At 70.9% G+C, this 24,640-nt stretch carries 30 protein-coding genes and 1 pseudogene; 8 read left to right on the top strand and 23 right to left on the bottom strand.

Annotation, left to right across the window (positions count from 1 at the left end; genetic code table 11):
• Positions 1-167 precede the first annotated feature (167 nt).
• The 9 genes and pseudogenes from VK923_06115 to VK923_06075 form a co-directional block, all read right to left on the bottom strand.
• Positions 168-542 (bottom strand): pyridoxamine 5'-phosphate oxidase family protein, encoded by a 375-nt coding sequence (locus tag VK923_06115; protein HSJ44240.1) that lies wholly within the window; start codon positions 540-542, stop codon positions 168-170.
• Positions 543-754: 212 nt separating this feature from the next.
• Positions 755-1,165 (bottom strand): VOC family protein, encoded by a 411-nt coding sequence (locus VK923_06110; protein ID HSJ44239.1) that lies wholly within the window; start codon positions 1,163-1,165, stop codon positions 755-757.
• A gap of 5 nt (positions 1,166-1,170) precedes the next feature.
• The gene (locus tag VK923_06105; GenBank protein HSJ44238.1) at positions 1,171-1,620 is read right to left on the bottom strand and encodes a helix-turn-helix transcriptional regulator; all 450 of its coding nucleotides are present in this window, start codon (positions 1,618-1,620) and stop codon (positions 1,171-1,173) included.
• 237 nt (positions 1,621-1,857) lie between these two features.
• Positions 1,858-2,337: a hypothetical protein gene (locus VK923_06100; GenBank protein HSJ44237.1), complete on the bottom strand. Its 480-nt coding sequence runs from the start codon at positions 2,335-2,337 to the stop codon at positions 1,858-1,860.
• A 209-nt stretch (positions 2,338-2,546) separates the two neighbouring features.
• Complete coding sequence (locus VK923_06095; GenBank protein ID HSJ44236.1) at positions 2,547-3,200, bottom strand: SRPBCC family protein; 654 nt, start codon at positions 3,198-3,200, stop codon at positions 2,547-2,549.
• Positions 3,197-3,562: a metalloregulator ArsR/SmtB family transcription factor gene (locus tag VK923_06090; protein ID HSJ44235.1), complete on the bottom strand. Its 366-nt coding sequence runs from the start codon at positions 3,560-3,562 to the stop codon at positions 3,197-3,199. The genes VK923_06095 and VK923_06090 overlap by 4 nt, the downstream gene beginning before the upstream one ends.
• A 48-nt stretch (positions 3,563-3,610) precedes the next feature.
• Positions 3,611-3,823: a hypothetical protein gene (locus VK923_06085; GenBank protein HSJ44234.1), complete on the bottom strand. Its 213-nt coding sequence runs from the start codon at positions 3,821-3,823 to the stop codon at positions 3,611-3,613.
• 58 nt (positions 3,824-3,881) lie between these two features.
• Positions 3,882-4,175, bottom strand: coding sequence for a hypothetical protein (locus tag VK923_06080; GenBank protein HSJ44233.1), 294 nt, complete (start codon positions 4,173-4,175; stop codon positions 3,882-3,884).
• Between the two features lie 38 nt (positions 4,176-4,213).
• A pseudogene (locus VK923_06075) lies at positions 4,214-4,543 on the bottom strand (hypothetical protein).
• Between the two features lie 238 nt (positions 4,544-4,781).
• Here VK923_06075 and VK923_06070 point away from each other — a divergent pair.
• From VK923_06070 to VK923_06060, 3 genes are read left to right on the top strand one after another with little or no spacing between them, the layout of a single operon-like run.
• Complete coding sequence (locus tag VK923_06070) at positions 4,782-5,576, top strand: metallophosphoesterase family protein (protein ID HSJ44232.1); 795 nt, start codon at positions 4,782-4,784, stop codon at positions 5,574-5,576.
• On the top strand, positions 5,573-5,866 hold the full coding sequence (locus tag VK923_06065) for a helix-turn-helix transcriptional regulator (protein ID HSJ44231.1): 294 nt from the start codon (positions 5,573-5,575) through the stop codon (positions 5,864-5,866). Before VK923_06070 ends, VK923_06065 begins: the two co-directional genes overlap by 4 nt.
• Positions 5,863-6,522, top strand: coding sequence for an ATP-dependent Clp protease proteolytic subunit (locus VK923_06060; protein HSJ44230.1), 660 nt, complete (start codon positions 5,863-5,865; stop codon positions 6,520-6,522). Before VK923_06065 ends, VK923_06060 begins: the two co-directional genes overlap by 4 nt.
• 31 nt (positions 6,523-6,553) lie before the next feature.
• Here VK923_06060 and VK923_06055 read toward each other — a convergent pair whose 3' ends face one another.
• Positions 6,554-7,438: a S1C family serine protease gene (locus VK923_06055; protein ID HSJ44229.1), complete on the bottom strand. Its 885-nt coding sequence runs from the start codon at positions 7,436-7,438 to the stop codon at positions 6,554-6,556.
• 99 nt (positions 7,439-7,537) lie between these two features.
• Here VK923_06055 and VK923_06050 point away from each other — a divergent pair, with 99 nt between their 5' ends.
• Together VK923_06050 and lon are read left to right on the top strand one after the other, a co-directional pair.
• Positions 7,538-7,957, top strand: a complete 420-nt coding sequence (locus tag VK923_06050) for a helix-turn-helix domain-containing protein (protein ID HSJ44228.1) — start codon at positions 7,538-7,540, stop codon at positions 7,955-7,957.
• 76 nt (positions 7,958-8,033) lie between these two features.
• Positions 8,034-10,379, top strand: a complete 2,346-nt coding sequence (lon, locus tag VK923_06045) for an endopeptidase La (protein ID HSJ44227.1) — start codon at positions 8,034-8,036, stop codon at positions 10,377-10,379.
• Between the two features lie 300 nt (positions 10,380-10,679).
• Here lon and VK923_06040 read toward each other — a convergent pair whose 3' ends face one another.
• Positions 10,680-11,447 carry a DUF2071 domain-containing protein gene (locus VK923_06040; protein HSJ44226.1) on the bottom strand — a complete coding sequence of 256 codons (768 nt, stop codon included), beginning with the start codon at positions 11,445-11,447 and terminating at the stop codon, positions 10,680-10,682.
• A gap of 159 nt (positions 11,448-11,606) precedes the next feature.
• Between VK923_06040 and VK923_06035 the strand changes: the two genes are divergently transcribed.
• Complete coding sequence (locus VK923_06035) at positions 11,607-11,828, top strand: hypothetical protein (GenBank protein ID HSJ44225.1); 222 nt, start codon at positions 11,607-11,609, stop codon at positions 11,826-11,828.
• On the opposite strand, the gene aat is transcribed toward VK923_06035, so the two are convergent.
• From aat to VK923_06000, 7 genes are all read right to left on the bottom strand, one after another.
• Positions 11,794-12,471: a leucyl/phenylalanyl-tRNA--protein transferase gene (gene aat, locus VK923_06030; GenBank protein HSJ44224.1), complete on the bottom strand. Its 678-nt coding sequence runs from the start codon at positions 12,469-12,471 to the stop codon at positions 11,794-11,796. The genes VK923_06035 and aat overlap by 35 nt on opposite strands.
• Positions 12,472-12,476: 5 nt before the next feature.
• A complete protein-coding gene (fabI, locus tag VK923_06025) occupies positions 12,477-13,256 on the bottom strand; it encodes an enoyl-ACP reductase FabI (GenBank protein ID HSJ44223.1) in 780 nt (259 codons plus the stop codon).
• 34 nt (positions 13,257-13,290) lie between these two features.
• Positions 13,291-14,730 (bottom strand): acyl-CoA carboxylase subunit beta, encoded by a 1,440-nt coding sequence (locus VK923_06020; protein HSJ44222.1) that lies wholly within the window; start codon positions 14,728-14,730, stop codon positions 13,291-13,293.
• Positions 14,731-14,796: 66 nt separating this feature from the next.
• Positions 14,797-16,020, bottom strand: a complete 1,224-nt coding sequence (gene fabF / locus VK923_06015; GenBank protein HSJ44221.1) for a beta-ketoacyl-ACP synthase II — start codon at positions 16,018-16,020, stop codon at positions 14,797-14,799.
• Between the two features lie 31 nt (positions 16,021-16,051).
• The gene (locus VK923_06010; GenBank protein ID HSJ44220.1) at positions 16,052-16,306 is read right to left on the bottom strand and encodes an acyl carrier protein; all 255 of its coding nucleotides are present in this window, start codon (positions 16,304-16,306) and stop codon (positions 16,052-16,054) included.
• A gap of 44 nt (positions 16,307-16,350) precedes the next feature.
• Positions 16,351-17,331 (bottom strand): beta-ketoacyl-ACP synthase III, encoded by a 981-nt coding sequence (locus VK923_06005; GenBank protein HSJ44219.1) that lies wholly within the window; start codon positions 17,329-17,331, stop codon positions 16,351-16,353.
• Between the two features lie 138 nt (positions 17,332-17,469).
• The gene (locus tag VK923_06000) at positions 17,470-17,775 is read right to left on the bottom strand and encodes a hypothetical protein (GenBank protein ID HSJ44218.1); all 306 of its coding nucleotides are present in this window, start codon (positions 17,773-17,775) and stop codon (positions 17,470-17,472) included.
• A 207-nt stretch (positions 17,776-17,982) separates the two neighbouring features.
• Between VK923_06000 and VK923_05995 the strand changes: the two genes are divergently transcribed.
• Both VK923_05995 and VK923_05990 read left to right on the top strand, forming a co-directional pair.
• Positions 17,983-19,368: a M20/M25/M40 family metallo-hydrolase gene (locus tag VK923_05995; GenBank protein HSJ44217.1), complete on the top strand. Its 1,386-nt coding sequence runs from the start codon at positions 17,983-17,985 to the stop codon at positions 19,366-19,368.
• Positions 19,369-19,376: 8 nt separating this feature from the next.
• Entirely contained in the window at positions 19,377-19,709 is a 333-nt protein-coding gene (locus VK923_05990) for a hypothetical protein (GenBank protein HSJ44216.1), read from the top strand.
• A gap of 9 nt (positions 19,710-19,718) precedes the next feature.
• Here VK923_05990 and VK923_05985 read toward each other — a convergent pair whose 3' ends face one another.
• The 5 genes from VK923_05985 to VK923_05965 form a co-directional block, all read right to left on the bottom strand.
• Positions 19,719-20,192 carry a hypothetical protein gene (locus tag VK923_05985; GenBank protein HSJ44215.1) on the bottom strand — a complete coding sequence of 158 codons (474 nt, stop codon included), beginning with the start codon at positions 20,190-20,192 and terminating at the stop codon, positions 19,719-19,721.
• Positions 20,193-20,272: 80 nt separating this feature from the next.
• Positions 20,273-20,827 (bottom strand): thermonuclease family protein, encoded by a 555-nt coding sequence (locus VK923_05980; protein HSJ44214.1) that lies wholly within the window; start codon positions 20,825-20,827, stop codon positions 20,273-20,275.
• A 9-nt stretch (positions 20,828-20,836) separates the two neighbouring features.
• Entirely contained in the window at positions 20,837-23,224 is a 2,388-nt protein-coding gene (locus VK923_05975; GenBank protein HSJ44213.1) for a glycosyl hydrolase family 65 protein, read from the bottom strand.
• A gap of 31 nt (positions 23,225-23,255) precedes the next feature.
• The gene (locus tag VK923_05970; protein ID HSJ44212.1) at positions 23,256-23,999 is read right to left on the bottom strand and encodes a beta-phosphoglucomutase family hydrolase; all 744 of its coding nucleotides are present in this window, start codon (positions 23,997-23,999) and stop codon (positions 23,256-23,258) included.
• 208 nt (positions 24,000-24,207) lie between these two features.
• A complete protein-coding gene (locus tag VK923_05965) occupies positions 24,208-24,582 on the bottom strand; it encodes a hypothetical protein (protein ID HSJ44211.1) in 375 nt (124 codons plus the stop codon).
• Positions 24,583-24,640 lie beyond the last annotated feature (58 nt).

The following is a 24,640-nucleotide window of genomic DNA, read 5'->3' as shown; positions in this document are numbered from 1 at the left end:
TGGCCGTGCTCATCGTGTGTCTCCATCTGTCGGGCAGGGCCGCCTTCGCAGTCTCCGTCGGCGTCGCCTGGCTCGGATCTGACCAGCTTCGAGCGTACGTCTGGTTCTCCTTCGCTTCGGCCCGTGGAGCCTCCGGCCCCGACCACGCGGCGCGCCCGGCCGAGGCGTCAGACCAACCAGCGGCCGTCGCGCATCAGCTCGCGGTCGCGCAGCTCGTTCACCTCGCGCCAGGCCTGGATGCGGCGCGGGGAGATGCGGAACCAGCGGTACGGGGTGGCCAGAGCACGCGGGTCGAAGCCGGTGCGCGCGGCGAACCGGTCACCCCGCTGCTGCGGCAGCGCGTCGATCTCGAGGACCTCGACTTCGCCATCGATCATGGACACGTCGCGGGTGTGGCCAAGCCCCAGCCGAACGGTTCGGGTGGCAGCCAGGTTCCTGCCGGTCGGGCTGTCCGTCGGCGTGGCCACCAGCAGCGTTTCGCCGTCCCAGTCGAAGGACAGTGGCACCAGATACGGCGCACCGTCCGCCGAGGCACTGGCCACCCAGACATCGCTGTCGTGGGTGAGCCGATGCTCGGTGTCGCGACGACGCTGAGCGCGGGAGCGGGGGGTCGGCACTCATCGGTCCTGAAGCAGCCCGGGGACGTTGCCATCGGGGTCGGTGACGGTGGCCACCGGGCGGCCGCCACCGACGTCGTGCGCGGGCTCCTTCACGGTGCCGTCGGTGCAGGTCATGGCTGCGATCGCCAGACGGCTCAGCGCAGCTCCTGGATGCGGATGTGGTTGCCCGCGGGATCACGGACGGCGCAGTCGCGAACCCCGTACGGCTGCTCGGTCGGCTCCTGGACGACCTCTGCGTCGCTGGCCTGCAGCTGCTCGAAGGTACCGTCGAGGTCCTTGGTGGCCAGGAGGAGCATGCCGTAGGTGCCCTTGGCCATCATCTCGGCGATGGTGCGGCGCTCGTCGTCGGTGAGGCCGGGGGTGGCGGCCGGCGGATACAGGACGACGGACGTGCCGGGCTGGTCGGCGTGTCCGACTGTGATCCAGCGCATCCCTTCGTATCCGACGTCGCTGCGGACCTCGAAGCCGAGGGTGTCGCGATAGAAGGCCAGGGCGGCGTCCGGGTCGTTCTGCGGGAGGAAGCTCGAGTGAATTGTGATGTCCATGGCGCTCAGGCTAGTTGCGGTTGGGTGACCGGTGCTTCTCGATTCCTGATCGGTCTGGTCACCTGTTTCGCCACGCACGACGGGATCCCCGCCGTCGCGCGCGCCGCCTGGCGCCGATAGATGCTGGGCGGCACACCGACCAGCTCGGTGAAGCGAGTGCTGAAGGTGCCCAGCGACGAGCAGCCGACCGCGAAGCAGACCTCGGTGACGCTGAGGTCGCCACGACGCAGCAGCGCCATCGCGCGCTCGATGCGCCGCGTCATCAGATAGGCGTACGGCGACTCGCCGTAGGCGAGCCGGAACTGGCGGCTGAGGTGCCCGGCCGACATGTGCGCGCCCCGGGCGAGCGCCTCGACGTCCAGCGGCTGCGCGTACTCCCGGTCGATCCGGTCGCGAACGCGGCGCAGCCGCGCGAGGTCGCGCAGGTGCTGCGCTGCGGCGGGTCTGCTGGTCATCTGTGTGACGGTGCCACGTCGCACCAGAGTTGTCCAGCGCGCTGGCATCCCAAAACCCACTCCGCGTCCGGTCTGCCCTGTCTGCTCCACGTCAAGGACATCGAGTTCGTCGAGGAGGCCTACGAGCTCAAGGGTCGCGAGCAGCACGAGAGCACGGCGATGCTGCTCGGGCGGGCCAGTCACGAGGCGTTCAGCAAGGTCTAGCCGGACCTGAAGGAGTTCGCCGACGGCGGCGAGTCAGGCGTCGGCGGGGACACGCGGCATCCGCGCGAGGCAGGCGTCGATCGCGTCGCGGACCGCCGGCAGGACCGCCTCGACCGCGGCCCGGTCGACCTGTTCGGCCAGCTCCGGTTCGCCGGCGTCGGCCAGCAGTCGTGGGACGTCGGCGAGTCGTGCCATCGTGAAGCCGACCGGGTCCGCGGTCATCTCGGGATCGAACACCCGCCGGCCGACGTCGCCGTCGCTGAACTCGGGATGATGGTGGTACCGCACCTCGTTGCCGGGCCGGCTGATGACGGTCAGGATGTCGGACCGCCACAGGCCGCCGTCCGCGACCGGCTCGATGCGCCAGCCCGCGGCACCCGGACGGTGCCGTTCGCCGATCACCTCGGCGACGCGGCGGACCTCGATGCGCGCGCCGCCCTCAACCTCCCGGTCACGCTCCTCCCAGTAGCGGACCGCGATCGCGACCGGTCCGACGATGAAGGCGTAGACCATCGGTGGGTGCTCCCGGGCAGTGATCCGTGCCGTCGAGCCTGCCACCACGGACAGCGCCTGTCGACCGCGCTCCCCGCAGACACATCACACGACCTGTGCTCAGGTCGGGTGATGGCGTGCCCTGCTCGGCGGCGACTCGGACGCGTCACTGATGACGAGGTTGCGCCACGTGGCCGCCGGTGGTCTCGGCCACCGGGCGGCCGATGGTGTCAGGTTGACGTCTCCGGCACGTCCTGTCCGGTGTAGAACGCCGTCGTCCGCTCGGCCGACGCGGTCGCCTGGTCGGGGTCGGTCCCGGCGGCGATGCTGGCATCACGCCAGGCCCCGCTGCTGCGCGTCATGAACGCCCGGCCCTCGTCGGACATCGCCCACGCCTCAGCCTCGTCCCGGTCGACCGCGGCGCCATCGGCGCCGAGGTGGGAGGCGAGGCCCGTCAGCGCCAGGTCCCACCCGACCCCGACCGCGCCCGGACCGAACTGCGTCCACCGGGTGTCGTCGACGTGGGCGACGTGATCGAGTCGCAGCTCGGTGCGTCCGCCGCCGACCTCGGCCAGCCGCACTTCGATCCAACTGACCTCGCCACCGAACTCCCACGTGGCGGTGAACCCGTGCGGCGGGTCGCAGGTGTCGATCGTCCCACTCGCGTTGCCCTCCAGCTCGTAGCGGCCGCCCTCCTTCAGCTCGCCGGTCACGGGCAGGAACCACCGCGGGATGCGGTCGGCGTTCGTGCAGGCGTCCCACACGTCTTCGACGTCCGCGTCGTAGGTCTGGCTGACCGTGACGACGCGGGCGTCGCCCGCGTCGAGCGTCCGGGAGCCTACCTGCCTGCTGACCGCGCTGATCTGGTGCTCGACATCGATCATGCGTCACTACTCCTGTCATCCGGGCCGGCCTGTGCCGTCCGTCTCTGTCGTTGCCCGCGCCTGAGTTCGGTCGCCAGAGCGTCGAGGTGCGGTGTCCAGAACGCCCGGAACCTGTCGAGCCAGTCGTCCACGTCGCGAAGCGGCGAGGCGTCCAGCGCGTAGAGCCGCCGCGCGCCATCGGGCCTGACCCGGGCGAACCCGCTGTCACGCAGCACCCTGAGGTGCTGCGACACCGCCGGCTGTGAGATCCCGAACTCGTCCCGCACGACCGCGGTCACCGCCCCGGCGGGCTGCTCGCCATCGGCCAGCAGCTCGAGGATGCGACGGCGCACCGGGTCCCCGAGGACGTCGAACGCGTGCATGTCCCCCGAGTATAGTACAGATCTTATATAAGTCAAGACCTATAGAAGTCACAGTCGCGGATCGACCGGCTCGCTCTCGATCGCCAGGACGCCGAACACCGCCTCGTGCACGCGGTGCAGCGGCTCACGGTCGACGTACCGGGTCACCGCCTCGACACCCAGCGCGAACTCCCGCTGCGCCATCGCGCGTTTGTGATTCAGGGTGCGTGACCGCAGCGCCTCGAGGGTGCGGGGGGCGACGTGTGGCGTCGCGACGCACAGCTGCGACGCGTCCGCATCCGCGCGGCGACGGCCATGTGCCAGTCGTGTCCCCGGTTGATCAGCACTGTCCCTCGGCGGCCAGCACCTGGAACGGCGCGAGCCTGAGATCGGCGAAACCCGCCACTGGCCAGCAGTAGCTGCGGTAGACGTCGGTGAACCGGTCGGCGGCCGCGACGCGGCGTGCGACGGTGGCGCGCAGGTCGCTGACATCGACGCAGTCGCCGGTGCCCTCGAGCACGGTCCGGGTGGCGGCCAGCGACGCCCGCGCGGCCGCACCGACCGACGCGAACTGCCGGCGGACCAGCGCATCGCCGCGCGCGTTCCACGGCAGCAGCTCGCCGTCCAGGCACACCCAGTCGGTCTCGAGCTCGTCCCACAGGCCCGCTCGGCTCAGCCCCCGCGTACCCGGTCGACCACCTCGGCCGTGATGTCGGGGTCGACGCACGGCCGTCCCGTGCGGGTCAGCACCGCTCCCCCGTCGCCCTCACCCACACCGAACCGCCTCTGCGCGGCGGCCGCGTCGCGTGCCACCACGACGACGACTCGCGACCCCATGTGCTTGGCCTCGCACACGACGCGCTCGACGCCACGCGAGGCGTTGTGCGCGAACGCCTCGGCCGGACGCTCGAGCAGGCCCTCGACCGTGGACGTCTCCGACGGAGACATGGTCGGCGGAAGGTAGATGAGCCATCTCGGGTCGGCGGCGAACCGCGCCATGACCTCGAGCGCCGCGGCAGCGTTGCTCCTCGGACACGGTCACCCGGCCCGCCAAGGCGGTCTCGATCGCGCGCCGTCCGGCCACATCATCGATGTCGAGCACGCCCGTCAGTCCATATCACATTTGATATACTTCGTGGGCCTGGTTCCACGAACTTGATCGTCTCGCCGGCGCTCGACTCCCAACGGCCCAGGGAGGTCCGCCGGACAAACTCGGCCTGGACTGCTCGCAGGAGGACCCGTGACTCCCACCGCCACCGCCGTCGGCACCTTCGCCGTGCTGTCAGACATCCACGGCGTCGCGCCCGCGCTCGATGCCGTGCTGGCCGAGCCCGAGGTCGCCGCCGCGGACCGCATCGTGATGACGGGCGACATCGCCGCGGGTCCGCAGCCCGTCGCCGTGCTCGACCGGCTCGTGGGCCTCGGCGCCCGCGTCGTGTGGGTGCGGGGCAACGCGGACCGCGAGCTGGTCACGCTGGCACGCGGGGGAACGACGACCATCCCCGACCCGATCGCGCCGTGGGCGGCGCAGCAGCCCGCCGACCGGCATGTGGCCGTGCTGGCCGACCTGCCGCATCCCATCACGCTGGACGTCGACGGCTTCGGCGCTGTGCTGTTCCGCTGCCACGGCGCGCCACGTGACAACGAGGAGGTCGTGGTTGTGGACACGTGGCTGTCGCGGTGGGAGGAGATCCTGGCCGCCGTCGATCGGGGCGTGTCGACGATCGTCTGCGGACGCACCCACATGCCGTTCCACCGCCTGGCGCACCGCCACCTGATCGTCAACGCCGGAAGCGTCGGCATGCCGTACGGCCGTCCGGGTGCCCACTGGGCACTGCTACGTGATGGCGTCGCTCAGCTGCGCACCACGACGTTCGACGTAGAGGCCGCCTGCGCCGCGATCGTCGCGACCGGCTATCCCGCCGAGGCGGAAGTGTGGGCGGACTTCTTCGTCCGCTCCCCCGCCAGCGACGCCCAGGCATTGACCGCGTTCGCGCCGCGTGACGGACGGGACGCCGAGGCGGTGCCGAGATGACGGCGATGGACGGTGACCGCAGCCACCAACCGCGGTCGGTCTTCCCCGGCTTCGACCAGCTCGACGCCGACATCGACGACGTGGTCCGCCACCTGGCGGAACGTCGCCGCGCCGCCGGTCGGTCACAGGCCGACGTCGCCGAGCGCATGCGCACGTCGCAGTCGGCGGTCGCCCGGCTCGAGGCGAACCGCGGGGACCTGCGCCTGTCCACCCTGGAGCGGTACGCCCAGGCACTCGGGCTGACCATGCGGTTCGGCGTCGCGCCGATCGACGAAGAGGATGACGCGTGATTCCCGGCGAACCGCCGCCCGAGATCCCGCCGCCGGGCGTGCCGTGGCATCCGCGTCGGCAGCCGGATCACCCCGATCCGACGACCGCGCCACGCGTTCCGGTAGTGCCGCTCGTGGACCCAGCGCCGTCCGGCGATCCCGTCGAGCAGCTCCGTGAGGATCGTCGCCTGCTGCTGATGGGCACGCTCGACCACGCCGCCGCAGACCGCGTGTGCGCCGAGCTGATGCTCGCCGACGGCCGCTCGGCTGACCCGGTGGAGCTGACCGTCAACAGCCCCGGTGGGCCGGTCGATGCGCTGCCGGCGGTGCTGGACGTGATCGGCCTGCTGCGGGCACCCCTGACGACGCGGTGCATCGGGGTCGCGACCGGAACGGCGGCGGTCGTGCTGGCCTCGGGCACGGCCGGGCGGGCGGCGACACCACGCGCCACGATCAGCCTCCGCCTCGACGGCGGCCACGTCATCGAGGGCCGGGTCGACGACATCCGCCATGGCGCCGCGCAGGTCTCCGAGCTGTGGCGGCGGATCGCCGAGCACCTCGCCGCGGTCTCGCATCTCACACAGGACGAGGCGGCGGCGGAACTGCGCGACGGATCACACCTGTCGGTGTCCGAGGCCCTCGCGGCCGGGCTCATCGACAACGTCGCCGGCCGCTGAGACGGTCAGGCTCCGTGACCTGCCGACCGCGCTAGTCGAAGCTGACGGTGACGTCGCTCTCGTCGGCGCCTCGCAGGATGCGCAGGGTCAGCGTGTCGCCCTGGCCCGCCAGGGCCGTGTAGAGCACGTCGATGCTGTCGACGTCCGCGCCGTCTACCGCGACGATCAGGTCACCACGCCGCAGACCGGCCGCCGCGGCCGGTGTGTCGTCGAAGACCTGCTGGACCAGCAGGCCGTCACGCTCGGGCAGGCCGACGGCACCTCGCAGGCGCCGGGCGACGTGGGGCGGCGCCAGCGCGACGCCGAGCTGACGCTGTGAGGGCGCCTGACCCGCGGCCAGCGCGTCGGCACGGGCGCGCAGCGCCTCATCAGCGGGGACCGAGAGGTAGAACCCCTCTCCCAGGCGGTGGGTGTTGATCCCCAACAGTGCGCCGCTCGCATCGACGACCGGACCGCCGGAGGCGCCCCTGGCCAGCGGTGCGGTGTGCTCGAACGCACCGGTGATCGGCCGGTTGCGGGGTCCGCGGAACCGGCGGTCCACGGCGGCGACGGTGCCGAACGTCACGCGTGTCGCCGCGTCCGACCGCGCCCGCGACAGCGCGAACACGGCGGTGCCGAGCGCTGGTGCGGCGTCGGTGCTCCAGTCGACGGGCGTGATGTCGCCCGTGTCGGCGGTCACGACCGCCAGATCGCTGTCGGGGTCAGCGGCGGCCAGCGTGCCCTCCAGCCGTGAGCCGTCGTGCAGGCGGACGCCGACCGTGTCGCCGCGGATGTTGTGGGCGTTGGTCACGATCCTGCCCTCGGCGACCACGATGCCGGAACCGGCACCGCGACGCCGGCCGATGCCAACGACCGCGGGTCCGACCCGCGACTCGATCTGCTGCAGGACCGTTGCCAGGTCGTCAAGGGTCGTCACGGTCGGCTCCTTGGTTAGTGACTTGTGACTTGCAATAGACTATCCTCAACGTGTCGAGGGGCAACCCCTATCTGCCGACCCCGCGGGTAGCATGCGAGCGTGAGCACACCGGAGACCTCGCCACTGGTCCACGCAGCCGAGCGTGTCGGTGACCGTTGGGTGCTGCTGCTGATCGAGGCACTGCTCGACGGCCCGCGCCGCTTCGGCGAGCTGCAGGAGCACGTCGACGGCATCGCGCCCAATATCCTGTCGAGCCGGCTGAAGCAGCTGGAGCGCCACCGTGTCGTGATCGCGCAGCCGTACCAGCAGCGCCCACCGCGCTACGCCTACGAGCTGACGGCGAGCGGCTACGCCCTGGCCAGCGCCCTGCGGGTGCTCGCCCAGTGGGGAGCCACCGAGGGCGACGGAGATCCTGTGCGCCACGACGCGTGCGGCACACCCGCCGAGGCCCGCTGGTACTGCCCAACCTGCGCCGTGGTCCTGACCGACGCCGACACTGACGACAGCGTCGTGGTGTAGGTCGGCGATCCGAGGAGCCATTCCGGTCAGCCACCGATAGCTTGTGATCTGCAAGTGACGAGCGAAGGTGGCTGGAATGGATGATGTGACCACGGTGGCGCTGCCCCTGCTGCCGCTGCCCGACGGCGTCGTGGCACCACAGATGGTCGTGAACATGGTGGCCGAGAGCGACCAGGCACGGCGTGCCATCGATGCCGCGCGTGCGGGTGACGGACGCCTCGTGCTGGTCCCCCAGATGGCGGGTCGCTACGCCCAGATCGGCACGATCGGCATGGTCGAGCAGGACGAGCAGGCCGCGGACGGCACGCGTGCGGTGCTGGTGCGTGGCATCGAGCGGGCCAGGATCGGCGCGGGCCGCGACGACGAGCATGGTGGTCTGCGGGTCGCCGTCGAACCCGTCGCGCCGACCAGCAGCGATCCGGCGCGGACCGCCCAGCTCGCACGCGAGTACCGTGCGGTGCTCGGCGAGATCCTCCGGCGCCGGAGGGCGAGCGGCGTGGCCGCGGCCGTGGCGGAGATCACCGACCCGGGGACACTGGCCGACACTGCCCTGTACTCCCCCGACCTGACGGTCGAGCGCAGGGTCGAGGTGCTCGAGACCCTCGACGTGACCGCGCGACTCGAGAAGGTGCTGGGCTGGGCCAAGGACACCTTGGCCGACGTCACCGTCAGCGACGAGGTCCGCAAGCGCACCAGCGACCAGATCGACCGGTCGCAGCGCGAGGCGATCCTGCGCCAGCAGCTCGCCGCGATCCGGGCCGAGCTCGGCGAGGACGACGACGGCGATCTGATCGCCGAGTACGAGCAGAGGCTGGCCGACGCCGGGATGCGCGACGAAGTGCGCTCGTTCGCGCAGAAGGAGCTGCGCCGCATGGAGCGGATGGGCGAGCAGAACCCGGAGCACGGGTGGATCCGTACGTGGCTCGACCACATCCTCGAGCTGCCGTGGGGTAACCGGACCGAAGACAACCTGGACCTCGACGCCGCCCGCGTTGTGCTCGACGAGGACCATACGTACCTCGAGGACATCAAGGACCGGCTGATCGAGTTCCTAGCCGTGCGCAAGCTGCGCACCGAGCGTGACCTCGGACCCGAGACTGGGCGCGGCACCGGTGCGATCCTTGCGCTAATCGGTCCGCCCGGCACGGGCAAGACGTCGCTCGGTGAATCGGTCGCGCGCGCGCTCGGGCGCCAGTTCGTGCGCGTCGCGCTGGGTGGCGTGCGTGACGAGGCCGAGATCCGCGGCCACCGCCGCACCTATGTTGGTGCGCAGCCGGGTCGCATCGCACGCGCCCTTGCCGAGGCGGGCACCGCCAACCCGGTGATCCTGCTCGACGAGATCGACAAAGTCGCCAGCGACTGGCGCGGCGATCCGAGCGCTGCCCTGTTGGAGGTGCTCGACCCCGAGCAGAACCACACCTTCCGCGACCATTACCTCGAGGTCGACCTCGATCTGTCCGAGGTGCTGTTCATCGCGACGGGCAACGTCGTGGACACCATTCCGAGCCCGCTGCTCGACCGGATGGAGGTCGTGCGCCTCGACGGCTACAGCGACAACGAGAAGGTCGCGATCGCGCGCAACCACCTGCTGCCACGTCAGGTGGCACGGGCCGGCATTCGTGATGACGAGCTCGACTTGACCGACGCCGCGCTGACGGCGATCGCCGACGGCTACACCCGCGAGGCGGGTGTCCGCAACCTGGAACGCCAGCTCGGCAAGCTGGTCCGCAAGGTCGTCACCCGCATCGCGACCGGTGATGCCGAGCCACCGGTCACCGTGGACGCCGACCAGGTCGTCGACCTGCTCGGCCGCCCGACGGTGCACCACGAACAGGTCGCCGAGCGCACCAGCCTCCCTGGTGTCGCCACCGGGCTGGCGGTCACGGGTATGGGCGGTGACGTGCTGTTCATCGAGGCGAACCGGACCAACGGTGAGGCGGCGCTGACCATCACCGGCCAGCTGGGCGACGTGATGCGGGAGTCGGCGGAGATCGCGCTGTCCTACGTGCGCGCCAACGCGGCCGCGCTGGGGCTGCCCGACGACGTGCCCGACACCACCCGCATCCACCTGCACGTGCCCGCCGGAGCCATCCCTAAGGACGGACCATCGGCCGGGATCACGATGACGACCGCGCTGGTCAGCCTGTTGCGCGGGCAGCCGGTGGCCAACGACGTCGGCATGACCGGCGAGATCACCCTGCAGGGCCTGGTGCTGCCGATCGGCGGGGTGAAGCAGAAGCTCCTCGCCGCCCACCGCGCGGGCCTGCGCCGGGTGGTGCTGCCGCGGCGCAACGCCGACGACCTCGACGACGTACCCGAACACGTCCGGGAGGACCTCGACATCACCCTGGCCGACCGCTACGACCAGGTGCTGGCGGTGGCGCTGCCCGACATGGGCGCGGCGGTCGACATCGCCGCGTAGCCGGGCCCGACACTCGCGGTCACCATCAGTCCACGCACGGTGGCCGCCGCGTGACCCGCCCGGCCGTTGGGGCCGCTCTCCCCGGGCGTCCTGGCCTTCATCTCGGGCGTGGCAGCCAGCACCGCCCCACCGGTCCCCGTTGCCACGGTCACCCGGGCGTGGCAGCCAGGACCGCCCCACCGGCCCCCGTTGCCACGGTCGTGCGGGCGTGGCAGCCAGCACCGCCCCGCCGGCCTCTGTTGCCACGCTCGGCACTCAGCGTTGCGTGAGTGGTGCCGTGCCGGCGCTGCGTTCGACTGCTCATGCCGGCCTCCTGGATCCGAAGCGCACGTCCACGCCGGGCGAGAACAGAACGCTGTCGGGTCGGCGGCGCGCGAGGTCGCCGAAGCCGGCGGCCGCGAGCAGGTCGTCGTCGAGGTGCTCCACCGTCGCCGTGTGCAGGGACCACGGGGGGTGCTGGTTGGGCCAGAACACGGCGCCGCCCCGGCCGTCGGACGCGTGCAGGCCCCAGCGCGCGGTGAGGAAGTGCTCGAGGCGCTCCGGCTCGATACGACGACCGACCCGCAGGCCGATCGAGGACCGGGCCCCGGTGGCGCGGGCGCGGTCGGTGCCGGGCGGTTTCGGCGCGGTGGGCCACCGCCTGCGTCGCGACGTGTAGCTGACGAGGTCGCCGCGACGCCGGTAGCGCATGCGCGACCAGACGTACGGCAGCCCGGTGGCGCGCGCGACGAGCACCGGCGCCAACCGTGAGGCGTCGAGCGACACGAACACGACACCACGCCGACCCGCCCCGTCGACCGAGTACAGGCGCACGTTGGTCTCGCAAAACGACCCGAAGAATGGCACCGCGGGGCCACCGAGGACGCCGACGTCCTGCATCCAGAACGGGATCAGGCCGACGTAGGTCACGTCATCGATGACGTCGGGACGTATCCCGGCGGGCAGGTGCGCCGCCACCCGTCCCGGCTTGACGGCCCAGTGCAGGAACGTCAGCCGTGCCCAGGTCTGGGTGAAGACGGTCCGATCCACGTCGTGGGGCGCGGTCGGCGTGATCGGTTCGATGGACACCGCCGGAAGCGTAGTCGCGGAATGTCCGACGGACTGGCGCCGCCAGTGGCCGCGGACGAGGATGGCGATCTTCTAGACTGCCCCCCAGTCCGCCAGGGCCGGAGCCCTCAACCAGGTGGCGGGCTGGACCTGTCAGGACGCGAAAGGGCCGGACCACCGATGGCAGACGTGATCTGGGTGTGGGTCCCATCCAGCGACACCATCCAGCACCTGGCCGAACCACCCGACGACATCCAGCTGCGCTGGCGGGGCAGTACCGTGTGTGGGATCGAGGATCGGCTGTGGCGCGTCAGCTGGGAGAACGTCGACAACGCCAAGGCGTGCGTCGCCTGCATCCACGAGCCGTTCACCTTAGGTGGCGATCATCGCGGGCCACCGTAGGGTCCCACACGGCGGGGTGGTCGCGGCCCGCCCGTAGGATGTCGAGGTAGATGTCGCGCGGCATCTCGACCGCACCCATCGACGCGAGGTGGCCCGTTGGCAGCTGGACGTCGAACAGGCTGAACCCGCCGCGCGCGAGGATGCGCATCGTCGTGACCATCGCCACCTTCGAGGCATCGGCCTCGCGGTGGAACATCGACTCACCACAGAACACCCGGCCCGTCGGCACACCGTACAGCCCTCCGACGAGGCGGCCCTCGGCGTTCCACACTTCCGTGCTATGTGCGCCACCTTCCTCGTGCAGCTGCCGGTACGCCGCGCGCATGCCACGTGTGATCCAAGTCCCTTCCCCCGGCCGATGCGCGCACGCGGCGACGACCGCGTCGAAGGCGACGTCGCTTGTGCAGTGCAGCCGGCCGGACCGCAGCGTGCGACGCAGGCTGCGGGACACGTGCAGGCCACCGACGGGGATCACGGCACGCGGGTCAGGGGACCACCACCAGATCGTGCCGCTGTCGCCGGGCCACGGGAAGATGCCGAGGCTGTAGGCCTCGCGCAGCGTGACGACCTCGAGATCGCCGCCGTAGGCCAGCGGCTCGTCGCCGGCCGCGGTCCGTGGGTCCGGGAAGCGGCTGACCCCCACGACGCTCAGCGGACGTCGGCGCCCATCGCGTGCGCGCCACCGTCGGCGTGGACGATCTCTCCGGTGACGACCGGCGTCCAGTCGCTGAGCAGCGCGCACACCACCCGGGCGACCGGCTCGGGGTCCCCGGGATCCCATCCGAGTGGTGCGCGCTTCTCCCACACCTGCTCATACGTGGAGAACCCGGCGATGCTGCGCGCGGCGATGGTCCGCAGCGGGCCGGCGGCCACCAGGTTCACCCGGGTCCTCTGCGGGCCGAGGTCGCGTGCCAGGTACCGGCAGCACGCCTCGAGCCCCGCCTTGGCCACCCCCATCCAGTCGTAGGCCGGCCACGCGACCGCCGCGTCGAAGTCGAGCCCGACGATGGCGCCGCGCTCCGAGGCCGCGAGCAGTGGGGCGAACGCACGCCCCAGCGCGACCAGCGAGTAGGTGGAGACGTGCATCGCGGTGGCGACGTCGTCCCACGGGGTGTCGAGGAAGTTGCCGCCGATCGCTGTGTCGGGCGCAAACCCGATGGCGTGCACCAGACCGTCCAGGCGACCCCAGCGGTCGTCGACCGCAGCGGCCACCATTCTGAGGTGGTCCTCGTCGGTGACGTCGAGCTCCAGCACGTCGGCAGGCTCGGGCAGGCGACCGGCGACCCGCTCGGTGATCCGCATGCCACGGCCGAAACCGGTCAGCACGATCTCGGCGCCCTGCCGCTGGGCCATGCGCGCGACGTGGAACGCGATCGAGGCGTCGTTGAGCACGCCCGTGATGAGCAGGCGCTTGTCGTCGAGCAGCACGGTGGATCCTCTCAGGCGGGCCGGCCCGCCGGCCTCACTGGGGCAAGTTGTCGTGACGGTAGCCGGGACGGACCGAGCGCTCCAGTGATCGTAGGGTGGCCGCGACGCGGTCGCGGGTCCCAGCCGGGTCGATCACCTCGTCCACGCTGAGCCGTTCCGCCGGGACGGTCGCGTCCATCGCCTCCTCGCGGTACTGCGCCAGCAGCTCGGAACGGCGGTCGGGGTCCTCGGCCAGCACGCGGCGGTGGATGACGTCGACCGCGCCCTCGGCGCCCATGACGGCGATCTCGGCACCGGGCCAGCTGAACACCGCGTCAGCGCCCAGCGACTTGGAGTTCATCACGATGTAGGCGCCGCCGAACGCCTTGCGCAGAATCACCGTGACTCGGGGCACGGTCGCCTCCGCGAAGGCATAGAGGAGCTTGGCGCCCTTGCGGATGATGCCGCTGGCCTCCTGTCCGGTGCCCGGGAGGAAGCCCGGGACGTCGACCAGCGTGACCAGGGGGACGCCGAACGCGTCGCAGAGGCGCACGAAGCGCGCCGCCTTCTCGCTGGCCTCGATGTCGAGGCACCCGGCGAGCACGAGCGGCTGGTTGGCGACGACGCCAACCGACCTCCCCTCGACCCTGCCGAAGCCGACCACGACGTTCTCGGCGAACCGTTCGTGCAGCTCGAGGAACGTGCCGTGGTCGACGATCCCGTCGATCACGCGGCGCACGTCGTAGGGCTCACGGTGGTCGTCGGGGATCCGGGGCATGGGGTCGGCACGACCCGGCGCCTCTGTCGGCGGCAGATCGTGACACGAGCTTGGCAGGTAGCCGAGCACCCGGCGCGTGAGGTCCAGCGCGTGGGCCGCGTCGTCGGCGACCAGGTGGGCGACACCCGATGTCTGCGCGTGGAGGTCCGCTCCACCGAGGTCGGCCAGCGACACGTCCTCGAAGGTGACGGCGCGCACGACACGCGGACCGGTGACGAACATGTGGGCCTTGTCGCGCTGCATGATGACCACGTCGGTCAGCGCCGGCGAGTAGACCGCCCCACCGGCGCACGGGCCGAGCACGACGCTGATCTGCGGGACGCGACCGCTCAGAGCCACGTTGCGGTAGAAGATCGAGCCGTAGCCGTCGAGTGCGGCGATCCCCTCCTGGATCCGCGCGCCGCCCGAGTCGAGCAGGCCGACGACGGGACAGCGGACACGAGCCGCTCGGTCCAGGCCGGCGGCGATCTTGGCTGCGTGCACCTCCCCCAGCGATCCACCGAGCGCCGTCGGGTCCTGGGCGAAGACCTCGACGGGCCTGCCGTGTATGCGTGCCGGCCCGGTCACCACGCCGTCGCCGTCCGGGCGCTTGCGATCCATGCCGAACGCCGTGACGCGGTGCCGCGCCCTGCTGCCGATCTCGGAGAAGCTGTCGAGGTCGACCAGTGCATGGATGCGGGCGAGACGGTGGGCGCGCGGGTCGATGACGTCGGTCACGTGGAACCTCCCGCAGCGGTCCCCACGACCGGGCACCGGTCGGAGCGAGGTGGCACGGCCGCAGTCCTAGGAACCGGCCAACACGACGACGCCGTTCTGGCCGCCGAACCCGAACGAGTTCGACATGACCACGTCGACGTTGCTGTCGCGTGGCGCGCCGTGGACGACGTCCAGGTCAATCTCGGGATCCTGCATGTCGAGGTTCGCCGTCGGTGGGATGCGTCCGTGCTGCAGCGTCAGCGCGCTGAAGGCTGCCTCGATGGCGCCGGCGGCGCCCAGCGAGTGGCCCGTCACGCCCTTGGTCGACGTGACCGGCGGCGCGTCGCCGCCGAAGATCCGCCGGATCACCCTCGACTCGGCGACGTCGTTGAGCGGCGTCGACGTGCCGTGCGCGTTGATGTGGCTCACGTCGGCGGGCGTGACGCCCGCGTCGGCGAGCGCCGACGTGATCGCGAGGCCCACGCCCACGCCGTCCGGGTCGGGGGCGGTGATGTGGTGTGCGTCGGCGCTGGCGCCGTAGCCGATCAGCCGCGCCCGCACGGTTGCGCCGCGCGCCGCGGCGTCATCGGCACGTTCGAGGATCAGCACCCCGGCAGCCTCGGCCGCGACGAAGCCGTCACGGTCGGCGTCGAACGGGCGCGACGCGGCCGCAGGGTCGTCGACCCGCTCTGACAGGGCGTGCATCTGACCAAACGCGGCGATCGACAGCGGCGTGAGCCCGGCCTCACTCCCGCCGGCGATGACCACGTCGCAGGCACCGCCACGCAGCAGGTCACGCGCGACGCCCAGCGCCGTCGTGCCGGACGTGCACGCGGTTGCGGTCACCAGGTTGGGCCCATTGGCGTTGAACTCGATCGCGATGTGGCCGGCAACCATGTTCGGGATGAGCATCGGGATCAGCAGCGGCGACACCCGCCCAGGTCCCTTCTCCATGAGCACGGTGTGCTGCGCCTCCCAGGTGGCTGCGCCACCCATGCCGCACCCGATGACGGCGCCGACCCGGGCGCCGTCCCAGCTCTCGGGATCCAGTCCGGAGTCCTCGATCGCCTCGCGCGCCGCGACGAGCCCGAGCTGCACGAAACGGTCGAGCCGGCGCGCGACCTTGCGCCCCAGCAGCGCGTTGCCGTCGAAGTCGGCCACGCGGCAGCTGATGTCGATCGGGATGCCAGCGAGATTCGGGTCCGTCGCACCGGCGGACCGGCCGGACAGGACACCCTCCCAGCTGGCGTCGACGCCGATCCCCGCCGGTGTGACCAGGCCGAGTCCGGTGATCGCGATCTCAGTCGTCATGTCATGTGACCCACCGCTACGCTCCTTGAGGTCACCCCGCCCCCTCGACGGTGGCTCCCTTCTCTTCGAGGAGCTTGACGGTGTCGTCGAGCGTGTCGAGCTGCTCCGCCTCCTCGTCGCTGATGCGCACGCCCAGCTCCTCCTCGGCGGCGAGGGCGAACTCGACGAGGTCGAGCGAGTCGAGGTCGAGGTCGGAGAACGTGGCTTCGGGTGAGACCTCGTCCTCGGAGACGCCGAACTTCTCGACGAGGAGTTCTTTGACCTTGTCGTAGACAGCGCTGCTCATGTGTCCGATGTTCCCTTCACCGTCGGTTGATCACGTCGTCGAGGTCACGGGCCGAGATCCGGCCAGGTCATCAGCGTCGACCCCCATGTGAACCCGGAGCCGAACGCCGTGAGCAGGATCCGCTCGCCCGGACGCAACGCCGCGTCGGCCAACGCGAGCGGGATCGATGCGGCTGAGGTATTCCCATAGAGGTCGACGTTACTCACGCGCCGCTCCTCGGCGACGCCGAGCCGATCGGCCACCGCCATGAGGATCCGCAGGTTCGCCTGGTGTGCCACGAAGCGGTCGACGTCGTCGACGCCGAGGCCCGCCCGGTCCAGTAGGGCGCGGCACGACTCGGTCATCCGCCGCACAGCATGCCGGTACACGTCCCGCCCGTCCATCGACAGGTAGCGCGCGGGCTCGGTCGGATGGCTCGGCACGCGCGTCCCTCCCGCGGCCACGATCAGGCGGTCGACGTGTGCGCCGTCGCTGCCGAGGTCGAACGGTCCCACTGCGCCCGGCTCATCGGGTGAGCCGGCCCGTAGCATGACCGCCCCGGCGCCGTCACCGAAGAGCACGGCCGTCGCGCGGTCGTCCTGGTTGGTGATCCGCGACATGAGGTCCGCGCCGATCAGCAGCACCCGGTCGGTGACGCCGGCGGCGATCAGGCCGGCCGCTGACGCGAGCCCGTAGACGAAGCCGGAGCATGCGGCCTGGACGTCGAAGGCGGGCACTGAGTCCCATCCGAGGCGAGCTGCGACGAGCGGCGCCACGCCCGGCATCGGGTGGTCGGGCGTGGTGGTGGCCACGATCACTGCGGCCGGCGGCACATCGTCGGCGTCCTTGAGCGTGGCTTGGGCCGCCTCGTAGGCCAGGTCGCTGGTCGCCACGGCAGGGTCGGCGATGCGCCGCTCGGCGATGCCCGTCCGCGTGCGGATCCACTCGTCGGTCGTGTCGAGCCGGGCCGCCAAGTCGTCGTTGGTCACGACGCGGTCGGGCACGGCCACGCCGAGGCCATCGAGGACGGCGGTCCGTGGCGTCATGGCCCTGCCCTCCCCCTGAGGCTGGATGAGGTCATGGCTGTGACCTACCGCTGACGCTGCATGAGGTCATGGCCGTGACCCACCGCTCATTGAGGTCATGACCAGCAACCTACCGCGGCACCACCGTCGTGGGTGTGGTCATGCGGGGGAGACGTCGAGCCACGCGAGCGCCTGGCCGCGGCGCACGAGCTGGCGTGGCCGCACGAGCAGGTTCTTGAGCAGCGCGTCGACGGGTGCGCGGACCGCATCGGCACGGCCCCTGCCCCCCGTGATGTGGCCGAGCAGCTGTCCGGCGCGCACGCGTCCCGTGCCGGTGGCCGGCTCGAAGCGACCGGTGGTCGGGGCGACGACCAGGCCCATCGAGTCCGCGCACGTGCCGAGCAGCGATGCGGGCTCGCTGTCGGCTGCCGGCGATCCGGTGACCGGGGGAATCGTGTCTGCCATGTGCGCCTCCGTCAGCGGGCGGGGGACAACGTGCGATCGTCGTTGACATTGACGTCAATGTCAATTCTGCCCAATCACCCCTGACCCAACCACCTTCGTCGCGCTGTCCGCCGAACACCTCGGTGACGTCGCCGTCCATGACCTCTACCCTGCGGGAGCGCTGGCGCACCTACCATGTCCCCGGAACGCGCTGGCGAGGCGGTGGAGATGACCGACAGGCAGATCCGAGACACGCTCGTGAACCGGATGGCGACCCACCGCATCGATCTCGAGCGGCTCGTCACCATCCCGAGCGTCAGCGCGCCGGGCTTCGACCACGACGAGGTCCGCCGGTGCGCCGAGGCCGTCCGGGACCTGCTCACGGCCCGCGGTTGCCACGCCGCCCGGCTGCTCGAGGTCGACCGCAGCCACCCGGCCGTGTACGCGGAGTGGCTGGATGCCGGCGCCGACCGGCCGACGGTGCTGTGCTACGCCCATTACGACGTGCAGCCACCGGGCGACCCCGATGCGTGGACCACGCCGGCATTCGAGCCGGTGGAGCGTGCCGGACGGCTGTACGGCCGCGGCGCCGCCGACGACAAGGCCGGGATCATGGTCCACGTCGCCGCGATCGACGCGTGGCTGTCCACCTATGAGCGACTGCCGTGCAACGTCAAGGTGATCATCGAGGGCGAGGAGGAGACCGGCAGCGAGCACCTCGGCCAGCTGCTCGAGGCCTACGGCGACCTGCTGCGCTCCGACGTCGTCGTCATCACCGACTCGATGAACTGGAAGGTCGGCATGCCCGCGATCACGCACACGCTGCGCGGCCTGGTCGACTGCGTCGTGGAGGTCCGTGCGCTGGACCATCCACTGCACTCCGGCATGTACGGCGGTGCGGTGCCCGATCCGCTGACCGGCCTGGTCAAGCTGCTCGCGGGCCTGACCAACGACGACGGCACCGTCGCCGTCCCCGGGTTCGCCGACGACGTTCCCCCACTGTCGAGTCCCAGCGACGCCGACGACCTGCGCTTCGACGTCGAGCAGTTCCGCGCGGAGGCGGGCCTGCTCGACGGTGTCGAGCTGATCGGCGCACGCGACGACCACGTGCTCGAGCGACTGTGGAACCGGCCCGCGATCTCGATCATCGGGCTTGACGCCACCCCCGTCGCGCAGGCGTCCAACACGCTCAGTTCGGTTGCCCGCGCCAAGGTCAGTGCCCGGCTGGCACCGGGCCAGGAACCCGGACGAGCTCTGACCGTGCTCGTCGACTGGCTCGAAGCGAACGCGCCGTGGGGGCTGCAGGTGAAGGTCACACCAGGCGCGGCCGGTGACGGTTACCGCGGCGATCCGGACCAGCCGGCGATGAAAGCGGCCCGCCGGGCGCTGGCCGCCGCGTTCGGCGCCGAGCCGGTGCTCATCGGCATGGGCGGGAGCATCCCACTGATCGAGCCGCTGACCCAGGCGTACGGAGACGTTCCGGCGCTGCTGACCGGTGTGGAGGATCCGGACACACGGGCCCACGGGATCGACGAGTCGCTGCACCTGGAGGACTGGGAGCGTGCGTGCCTCGCCGAGGCCTACCTGTTCGCCGAGCTGGCAGACGGCGCGTAGGACGACCGGTGGCTGCGCGCTCCGAGTACGACGCGGCCTACTTCACGCTCCTGCGGGCGCGTGAGGAGCACACCGACCTGCTGCGCTACCGCGAGTTCCTGATCGCCGAGCGCGAGCGGCTCGACGCGTTCGTCGCACAGGTGCGCGAGCAGGCGGACACGGTGCCGAGGAGGATGCGCCGGCCCATCGACCAGACGACGAAGGCCGTGGTGGAGGCGATCGGTGCGCGCCGATCGGTCGTGCTGGCGGAGTCGGAGCGCGTCGACGAGCGCATCAGCAACGCGCAGGAGTTCGTCGAGGAGTGCGAAGCCGAGGTCGAGGAGTTGCGCCGGTCGACCTGACGCGGTCGATCAGTCGGCTGTGACGATGTCGTCGAACCGCAGGACGAGGTCGTTGGGCTGAACGGTCAGGCTGACCTCGCCACGCGGCGCCCACAGGGGGATGCACGGTCCCTGTCCGGCGTGTCCGCACAGGCAGACCACCAGGTGGCCATCGGGCCGCATGCCGATGAGCTGCCGGGCGTAGCTCAGAAGCTCGGTCATCGTGGCGGCGTTGCCTGCTCGGCGCCAGTAGGCGTTGGCCCACCGCGACTCGGGGCGGCCGTAGATCGCCAGCGCGGCACCAGGGATCAGCCGTGTCACGTCGCCGAGGATCTCTGCGCCAGTCAGCATCTTGTCCTGACGCAGGCTCTTGCCGATGCGCGCGGCGCTGACCGGCTCGGACAGTGGGCCCGGCAGGTCACCGAGGTCGTACGTTCCGGCGGCCTGCGCGGCCTTCTGCCGGTCGACGCTGACGTCATAGGTGTCGGCCTGTCGGGTCGCCACGGTGCTCCTCACGGGTCGGATGTGCGGTCGAGTGTAGCCAGCGGTCCGTGCGGGCGAGGTGCGGTGGCGACCCGTCCCGGTCAGGCGCCGGCGCAGGCACTCCAGACGCCGGCGCCCGCCGCTCGCGCCACGTCCTCGGCGTCGCGCATCGCCGTCGAGTACCGGTTGTTCGGTGCGATCAGAACGGCGCGCGCGTGGCCGGCCTCGACGACCGCGAGGTTGAGCAGTGCGTCTCCCGTCGTCCACACGTACCGCAGTGGCCGGTCGAAGCGGTCCACGTCCTGCCGGTCGGCCTCCAGCCACACCCGGCTCCCGGCGGGCACGCGGTCGCGAAGGTAGGCGGCTGCGGCGCTCGCGCCACACTCCGGCCCGGCGCCGTCGTCCAGTTCCGGGCTGTCGATCGCGAGGAGACGGACGCGGTGCTCTCCGCCGGGCAGTCGACCCGGGCCGGTGACCTCCACGCGGAGCGTGTCGCCGTCGACCACGCGCGTGACCCGGGCCGCCTGCACGTTGGACGGCGCCCCGGCCATAGGATCACCTGCAGGGATCTGCCCGCTCCTGCGCAACGAGCCGAGCCACAACGCGGCCACCACGACGAGCGCCGCGACGATCAACCGGCGCAGCTGAGCGCCCATCCGCCGGCGTCAGGGCTGCTGCACGGGGCAGGTGACCGCCTCTCCCGCCTTGAGCTCGATCGGCTTGCCCTGGTGGACGATCGTCAGCGGTTCGCCGTCGGCGAGCTCGTAGGTGGCCTCGTCATGGCGGACGTCGACGTCGAGGCGCTGTCCGCGGTACTGCAGTGGGAAGTGCAGACCGTCCCAGGTGCGCGGTAGCCGCGGTTCGAACGCCAGCGTGCCGTCGGAGTCGCGCAGGCCGCCGAAGCCGTAGACGACGGCCATCCACACGCCGCCGGCCGACGCCACATGGATGCCGTCGGTGGTGTTGCCGGCCACGTCGGCGAGGTCCATGAGCGCCGCGTTGCGGAAGTACTCCACCGCCTTGTCCCCGTAGCCCAGCTCGGCGGCGATGATGCTCTGGATGCAGGGCGACAGCGACGAGTCACCCGTCGTCAGCGGATCGTAGTAGTCGAAGTTGCGCCGCTTCTGCTCGCGTGAGAACTCGTGGCCGAGCAGGAACATCGCCAGCACGATGTCGGCCTGCTTGATCACCTGGAAACGGTAGATGACCAGCGGATGGAAGTGCAGCAGGAGCGGGTACTTGTCGCGGGGCGTGGCGGCGAAGTCCCACACCTCCTTGTCCAGGAAGTTGGTGTCCTGGGGATGGATCCGGCGCACCTTGTCGTACGGCACGAACATCGAGTCAGCCGCACTGCTCCATTCGGCGATCTCCTCGGCCGTCACCCCCGTCTCGCGGTGCAGCACGGCGTACCGGTCCGGATCCTCCCGACGGATGTCGGACACGACCTCGGCGGCGAAACGCAGGTTCAATCGCGCCATCAGGTTCGTGTAGGTGTTGTCGTTGACCAGCGTGGTGTACTCGTCGGGGCCCGTCACGCCGTAGATGTGGAACGTGCCTTGGCCGTCATCGCGGTGGAACCCGAGGTCGGTCCAGAGCCGCGCGGTCTCGACGAGGATCTCGGCACCGAGCGTGTCCAGCAGCTCGGTGTCACCGGTGACCTCAACGTACTTGCGCAGCGCGTAGACGATGTCGGCGTTGATGTGGTACTGGGCAGTGCCCGCCTCGTAGTAGGCGGACGCCTCCTCGCCGTTGATCGTGCGCCACGGGAACAGCGCGCCGCGCTGGCTGACCTCGCGGGCCCGCTGGCGGGCGTCGTCGAGCAGCGAGTGGCGGAACCGCAGCAGATTGCGGGCGATCCGCGGCGCCGTGTAGGTCAGGAACGGCAGGACGTAGATCTCGGTGTCCCAGAAGTAGTGGCCCTCGTAGGCCGACCCGGTGAGGCCCTTCGCGGGGATGCCGGTGCCCTCGGCGCGCCCCGCGGCCTGGATCTGCTGGAACATGTTCCACCGCACCGCCTGCTGGACCGCGGGGTTCCCGCGCACCTCGACGTCGCTGCGCTCCCAGAAGTCGTCCAGGTAGGACCGCTGCGCCTCGAGCAGCGCATCGAAGCCGTCACGCACCGCACGGTCCAGCGTGCGCCGGCAGCGATCGCTGAGCTGACGCGTCGTCGTGCTGCGCGACGTGTGGTAGGTGCCGAACTTGTGGATCCGGATGGTCTTCCCGGGCTCGGCGTCGACGACCACGACGGTCTTGCCGAGGTCCGGGTCGGCCTCGCTGTGATGGGTGTGCTCGTTGTCGGTCTCGATCACGTGGTCGATGCCGCACGCGATCGTCATGCCGCTGTCGGCGACGCGGTAGCTGAGCACGGAGCGGCCGGCGGCGGCGGTGTGCCCCTGCGGTACGAGCACCCGGTCGGGCAGCGCGCGTGCCTTGCGCGGGTCCCCTGCCGGATCGCGCTCGTCTTGCTGGTTGCGGATGTGCGACGAGATGACGACCGGTGCGTGGTTGTCGAGCAGGGTGACCTCATAGGACACGGCCATCAGGTGGCGGTGCTCGAACGACACAAGCCGTTCGGACCGGACGCGGACCCGCTTGCCTGCGGGCGTGAGCCACTCGAGCGACCGGGTCAGGGTGCCCCGGCGCATGTCGAGCGACCGCTCGTAGGACCGCAGGTCGGCGGTGGCGAGGTACAGCGGCTCGTCGTCGACGTACAGGTGGAAGGTGCGCGCGTCGGGCACGTTCAGGATCGTCTGGCCCGTGGTGGCGAATCCGAAGGCCTCCTCGGCGTGGACGATCGGCCAGATCTCGTGGAAGCCGTTGATGTAGGTGCCGCGCTCCACGACTGGGCGGCCCTCGTCGTGGGTGCCGCGCATCCCGAGGTAGCCGTTTGACAGCGACAGCAGCGTCTCGACGCGACCGAGGTACTTGTCGCTGTACCGCTTTTCGATCAGCTTCCACTCGTCGACCGGATACTGGTCGTCGGGAAGGAACTTGAAGGCTCGTCGGCGCATTCGCGCCGGGACAGCGAGGACCTCGTCGTCGGGCAGTAGCATGCTCACGCGCCCACTCCCCTGTCGCCGGCTGTCACGACACCAGTTCGCCGAGGTCGGCGACGACGATGTCCGCGCCGTTGCTTCGCAGCGCCTCGGGATCGCCGTCTCGGTCCACGCCGATGACCAGGCCGAACCCACCCGCGCGGCCCGCCTGCACGCCCGAGATGGCGTCCTCGACCACGACCGCGCGCTCCGGCGTCGTTCCGAGGTCACGCGCCGCTGCGATGAACGTGTCGGGCGCCGGCTTGCCGGGCAGACCCTGATCAGCGGCGACGACACCGTCGACGCGTGCCTCGAAGAGGTCGAGCAGGCCCGCGGTCTTGAGCACCCTCACACAGTTCTTGCTCGACGACACCACGCCAAGCCGGACGCCCGCGTCACGCAACTGGTTCAGCAGCCGCACCGAGCCGTCGTAGACGACGACGCCCTCCTCGTCCATCAGCTTGTTGACGAGCTCGTTCTTGCGGTTTCCGAGTCCACACACCGTCTCGGTATCCGCCGGATCGGCCGGTGTGCCCTCGGGAAGCTCGATCCCACGCGACAGCAGGAAGCTGCGGACGCCGTCGTAGCGTGGCTTGCCGTCGACATAGGTCTTGTAGTCGCCTTCGATGGTGAACGGCTCAAACGTCTCGCCGCGATGCGCCGCACGCTGCTGCAGGTACTCGTCGAACATCGTCTTCCACGCGTGCGCGTGGAGGTCGGCCGTGTCCGTGATAACGCCGTCGAGATCGAACAGTGCGGCGTCGAAGCGGTCGGCCGAGATGTGCTGTGTCATCGTTCTGCCTGCCTGGTCGTGGCCGAACCGACGGTTCCCGGTCCCGGAGCGTCACCGTCCGGACACACCTGTCACCCCGGCCAGTCGGCGGGATCGCGTGCGACCTGCGCCGGGTGACGGGCGTGGGGACACTACTGTACGCCAGCCGACGGCGGCGGAGTAGCCCGTCGTGGCTGGTTGTCACTGCCGCGACGACACGGCCGCGCGGTCAGTCCCGGTCGGGTGGTGGTGGTGGAGCGGTGAACAGCCGTGCGAACGCCTCGATGTTGCGCCGGGTCTCATCGAGGACCTGCTCGCCGACGGCGGTACCGCCCGTCGTCGCGTGGTGACCGATCTCGAGGGTGAGGGCCTGAAGACGCTCCAGCTGGTCGAGCAACCCCGACGCCTCGACCTGGGCCAACACGTCCTCGGCGCTGGTCGTCGCCGACTCCAGCCGCCGGGCGACCGCGAGGAAGAGCGTGACACCCTCTCGCCACTGAGCGATCGCGTCGGGCAGCTGGCGAAGCTCCTCTCCCAGACGCCAGCCCCAGCGCAGCATGGCGACCGGATCGAACAACGGCGGATCGCCACGCTGGTCGCTCATGCGCACGCTCCTCCTGACGCGGGCCTGGCTGCGCATTGTCCCGCACGCGGTGCACCCT

Source organism: Euzebyales bacterium, assembly GCA_035461305.1.
Lineage (GTDB): Bacteria > Actinomycetota > Nitriliruptoria > Euzebyales > JAHELV01 > JAHELV01.
Note: the sequence above shows the minus strand (reverse complement) of the source record. Positions and strands in the feature narration are given on the sequence as shown.

What these genes read in the sequence shown, in the direction of transcription:
- VK923_06110 (HSJ44239.1), bottom strand. Translation starts at nt 1,165, where the DNA reads ATGGACATCACAATTCACTCGAGCTTCCTCCCGCAGAACGACCCGGAC.
- VK923_06105 (HSJ44238.1), bottom strand. Translation starts at nt 1,620, where the DNA reads ATGACCAGCAGACCCGCCGCAGCGCAGCACCTGCGCGACCTCGCGCGG.
- VK923_06100 (HSJ44237.1), bottom strand. Translation starts at nt 2,337, where the DNA reads ATGGTCTACGCCTTCATCGTCGGACCGGTCGCGATCGCGGTCCGCTAC.
- VK923_06095 (HSJ44236.1), bottom strand. Translation starts at nt 3,200, where the DNA reads ATGATCGATGTCGAGCACCAGATCAGCGCGGTCAGCAGGCAGGTAGGC.
- VK923_06090 (HSJ44235.1), bottom strand. Translation starts at nt 3,562, where the DNA reads ATGCACGCGTTCGACGTCCTCGGGGACCCGGTGCGCCGTCGCATCCTC.
- VK923_06065 (HSJ44231.1), top strand. Translation starts at nt 5,573, where the DNA reads ATGACGGCGATGGACGGTGACCGCAGCCACCAACCGCGGTCGGTCTTC.
- lon (HSJ44227.1), top strand. Translation starts at nt 8,034, where the DNA reads ATGGATGATGTGACCACGGTGGCGCTGCCCCTGCTGCCGCTGCCCGAC.
- VK923_06035 (HSJ44225.1), top strand. Translation starts at nt 11,607, where the DNA reads ATGGCAGACGTGATCTGGGTGTGGGTCCCATCCAGCGACACCATCCAG.
- fabF (HSJ44221.1), bottom strand. Translation starts at nt 16,020, where the DNA reads ATGACGACTGAGATCGCGATCACCGGACTCGGCCTGGTCACACCGGCG.
- VK923_06010 (HSJ44220.1), bottom strand. Translation starts at nt 16,306, where the DNA reads ATGAGCAGCGCTGTCTACGACAAGGTCAAAGAACTCCTCGTCGAGAAG.
- VK923_06005 (HSJ44219.1), bottom strand. Translation starts at nt 17,331, where the DNA reads ATGACGCCACGGACCGCCGTCCTCGATGGCCTCGGCGTGGCCGTGCCC.
- VK923_06000 (HSJ44218.1), bottom strand. Translation starts at nt 17,775, where the DNA reads ATGGCAGACACGATTCCCCCGGTCACCGGATCGCCGGCAGCCGACAGC.
- VK923_05995 (HSJ44217.1), top strand. Translation starts at nt 17,983, where the DNA reads ATGACCGACAGGCAGATCCGAGACACGCTCGTGAACCGGATGGCGACC.
- VK923_05980 (HSJ44214.1), bottom strand. Translation starts at nt 20,827, where the DNA reads ATGGGCGCTCAGCTGCGCCGGTTGATCGTCGCGGCGCTCGTCGTGGTG.
- VK923_05975 (HSJ44213.1), bottom strand. Translation starts at nt 23,224, where the DNA reads ATGCTACTGCCCGACGACGAGGTCCTCGCTGTCCCGGCGCGAATGCGC.
- VK923_05970 (HSJ44212.1), bottom strand. Translation starts at nt 23,999, where the DNA reads ATGACACAGCACATCTCGGCCGACCGCTTCGACGCCGCACTGTTCGAT.
- VK923_05965 (HSJ44211.1), bottom strand. Translation starts at nt 24,582, where the DNA reads ATGAGCGACCAGCGTGGCGATCCGCCGTTGTTCGATCCGGTCGCCATG.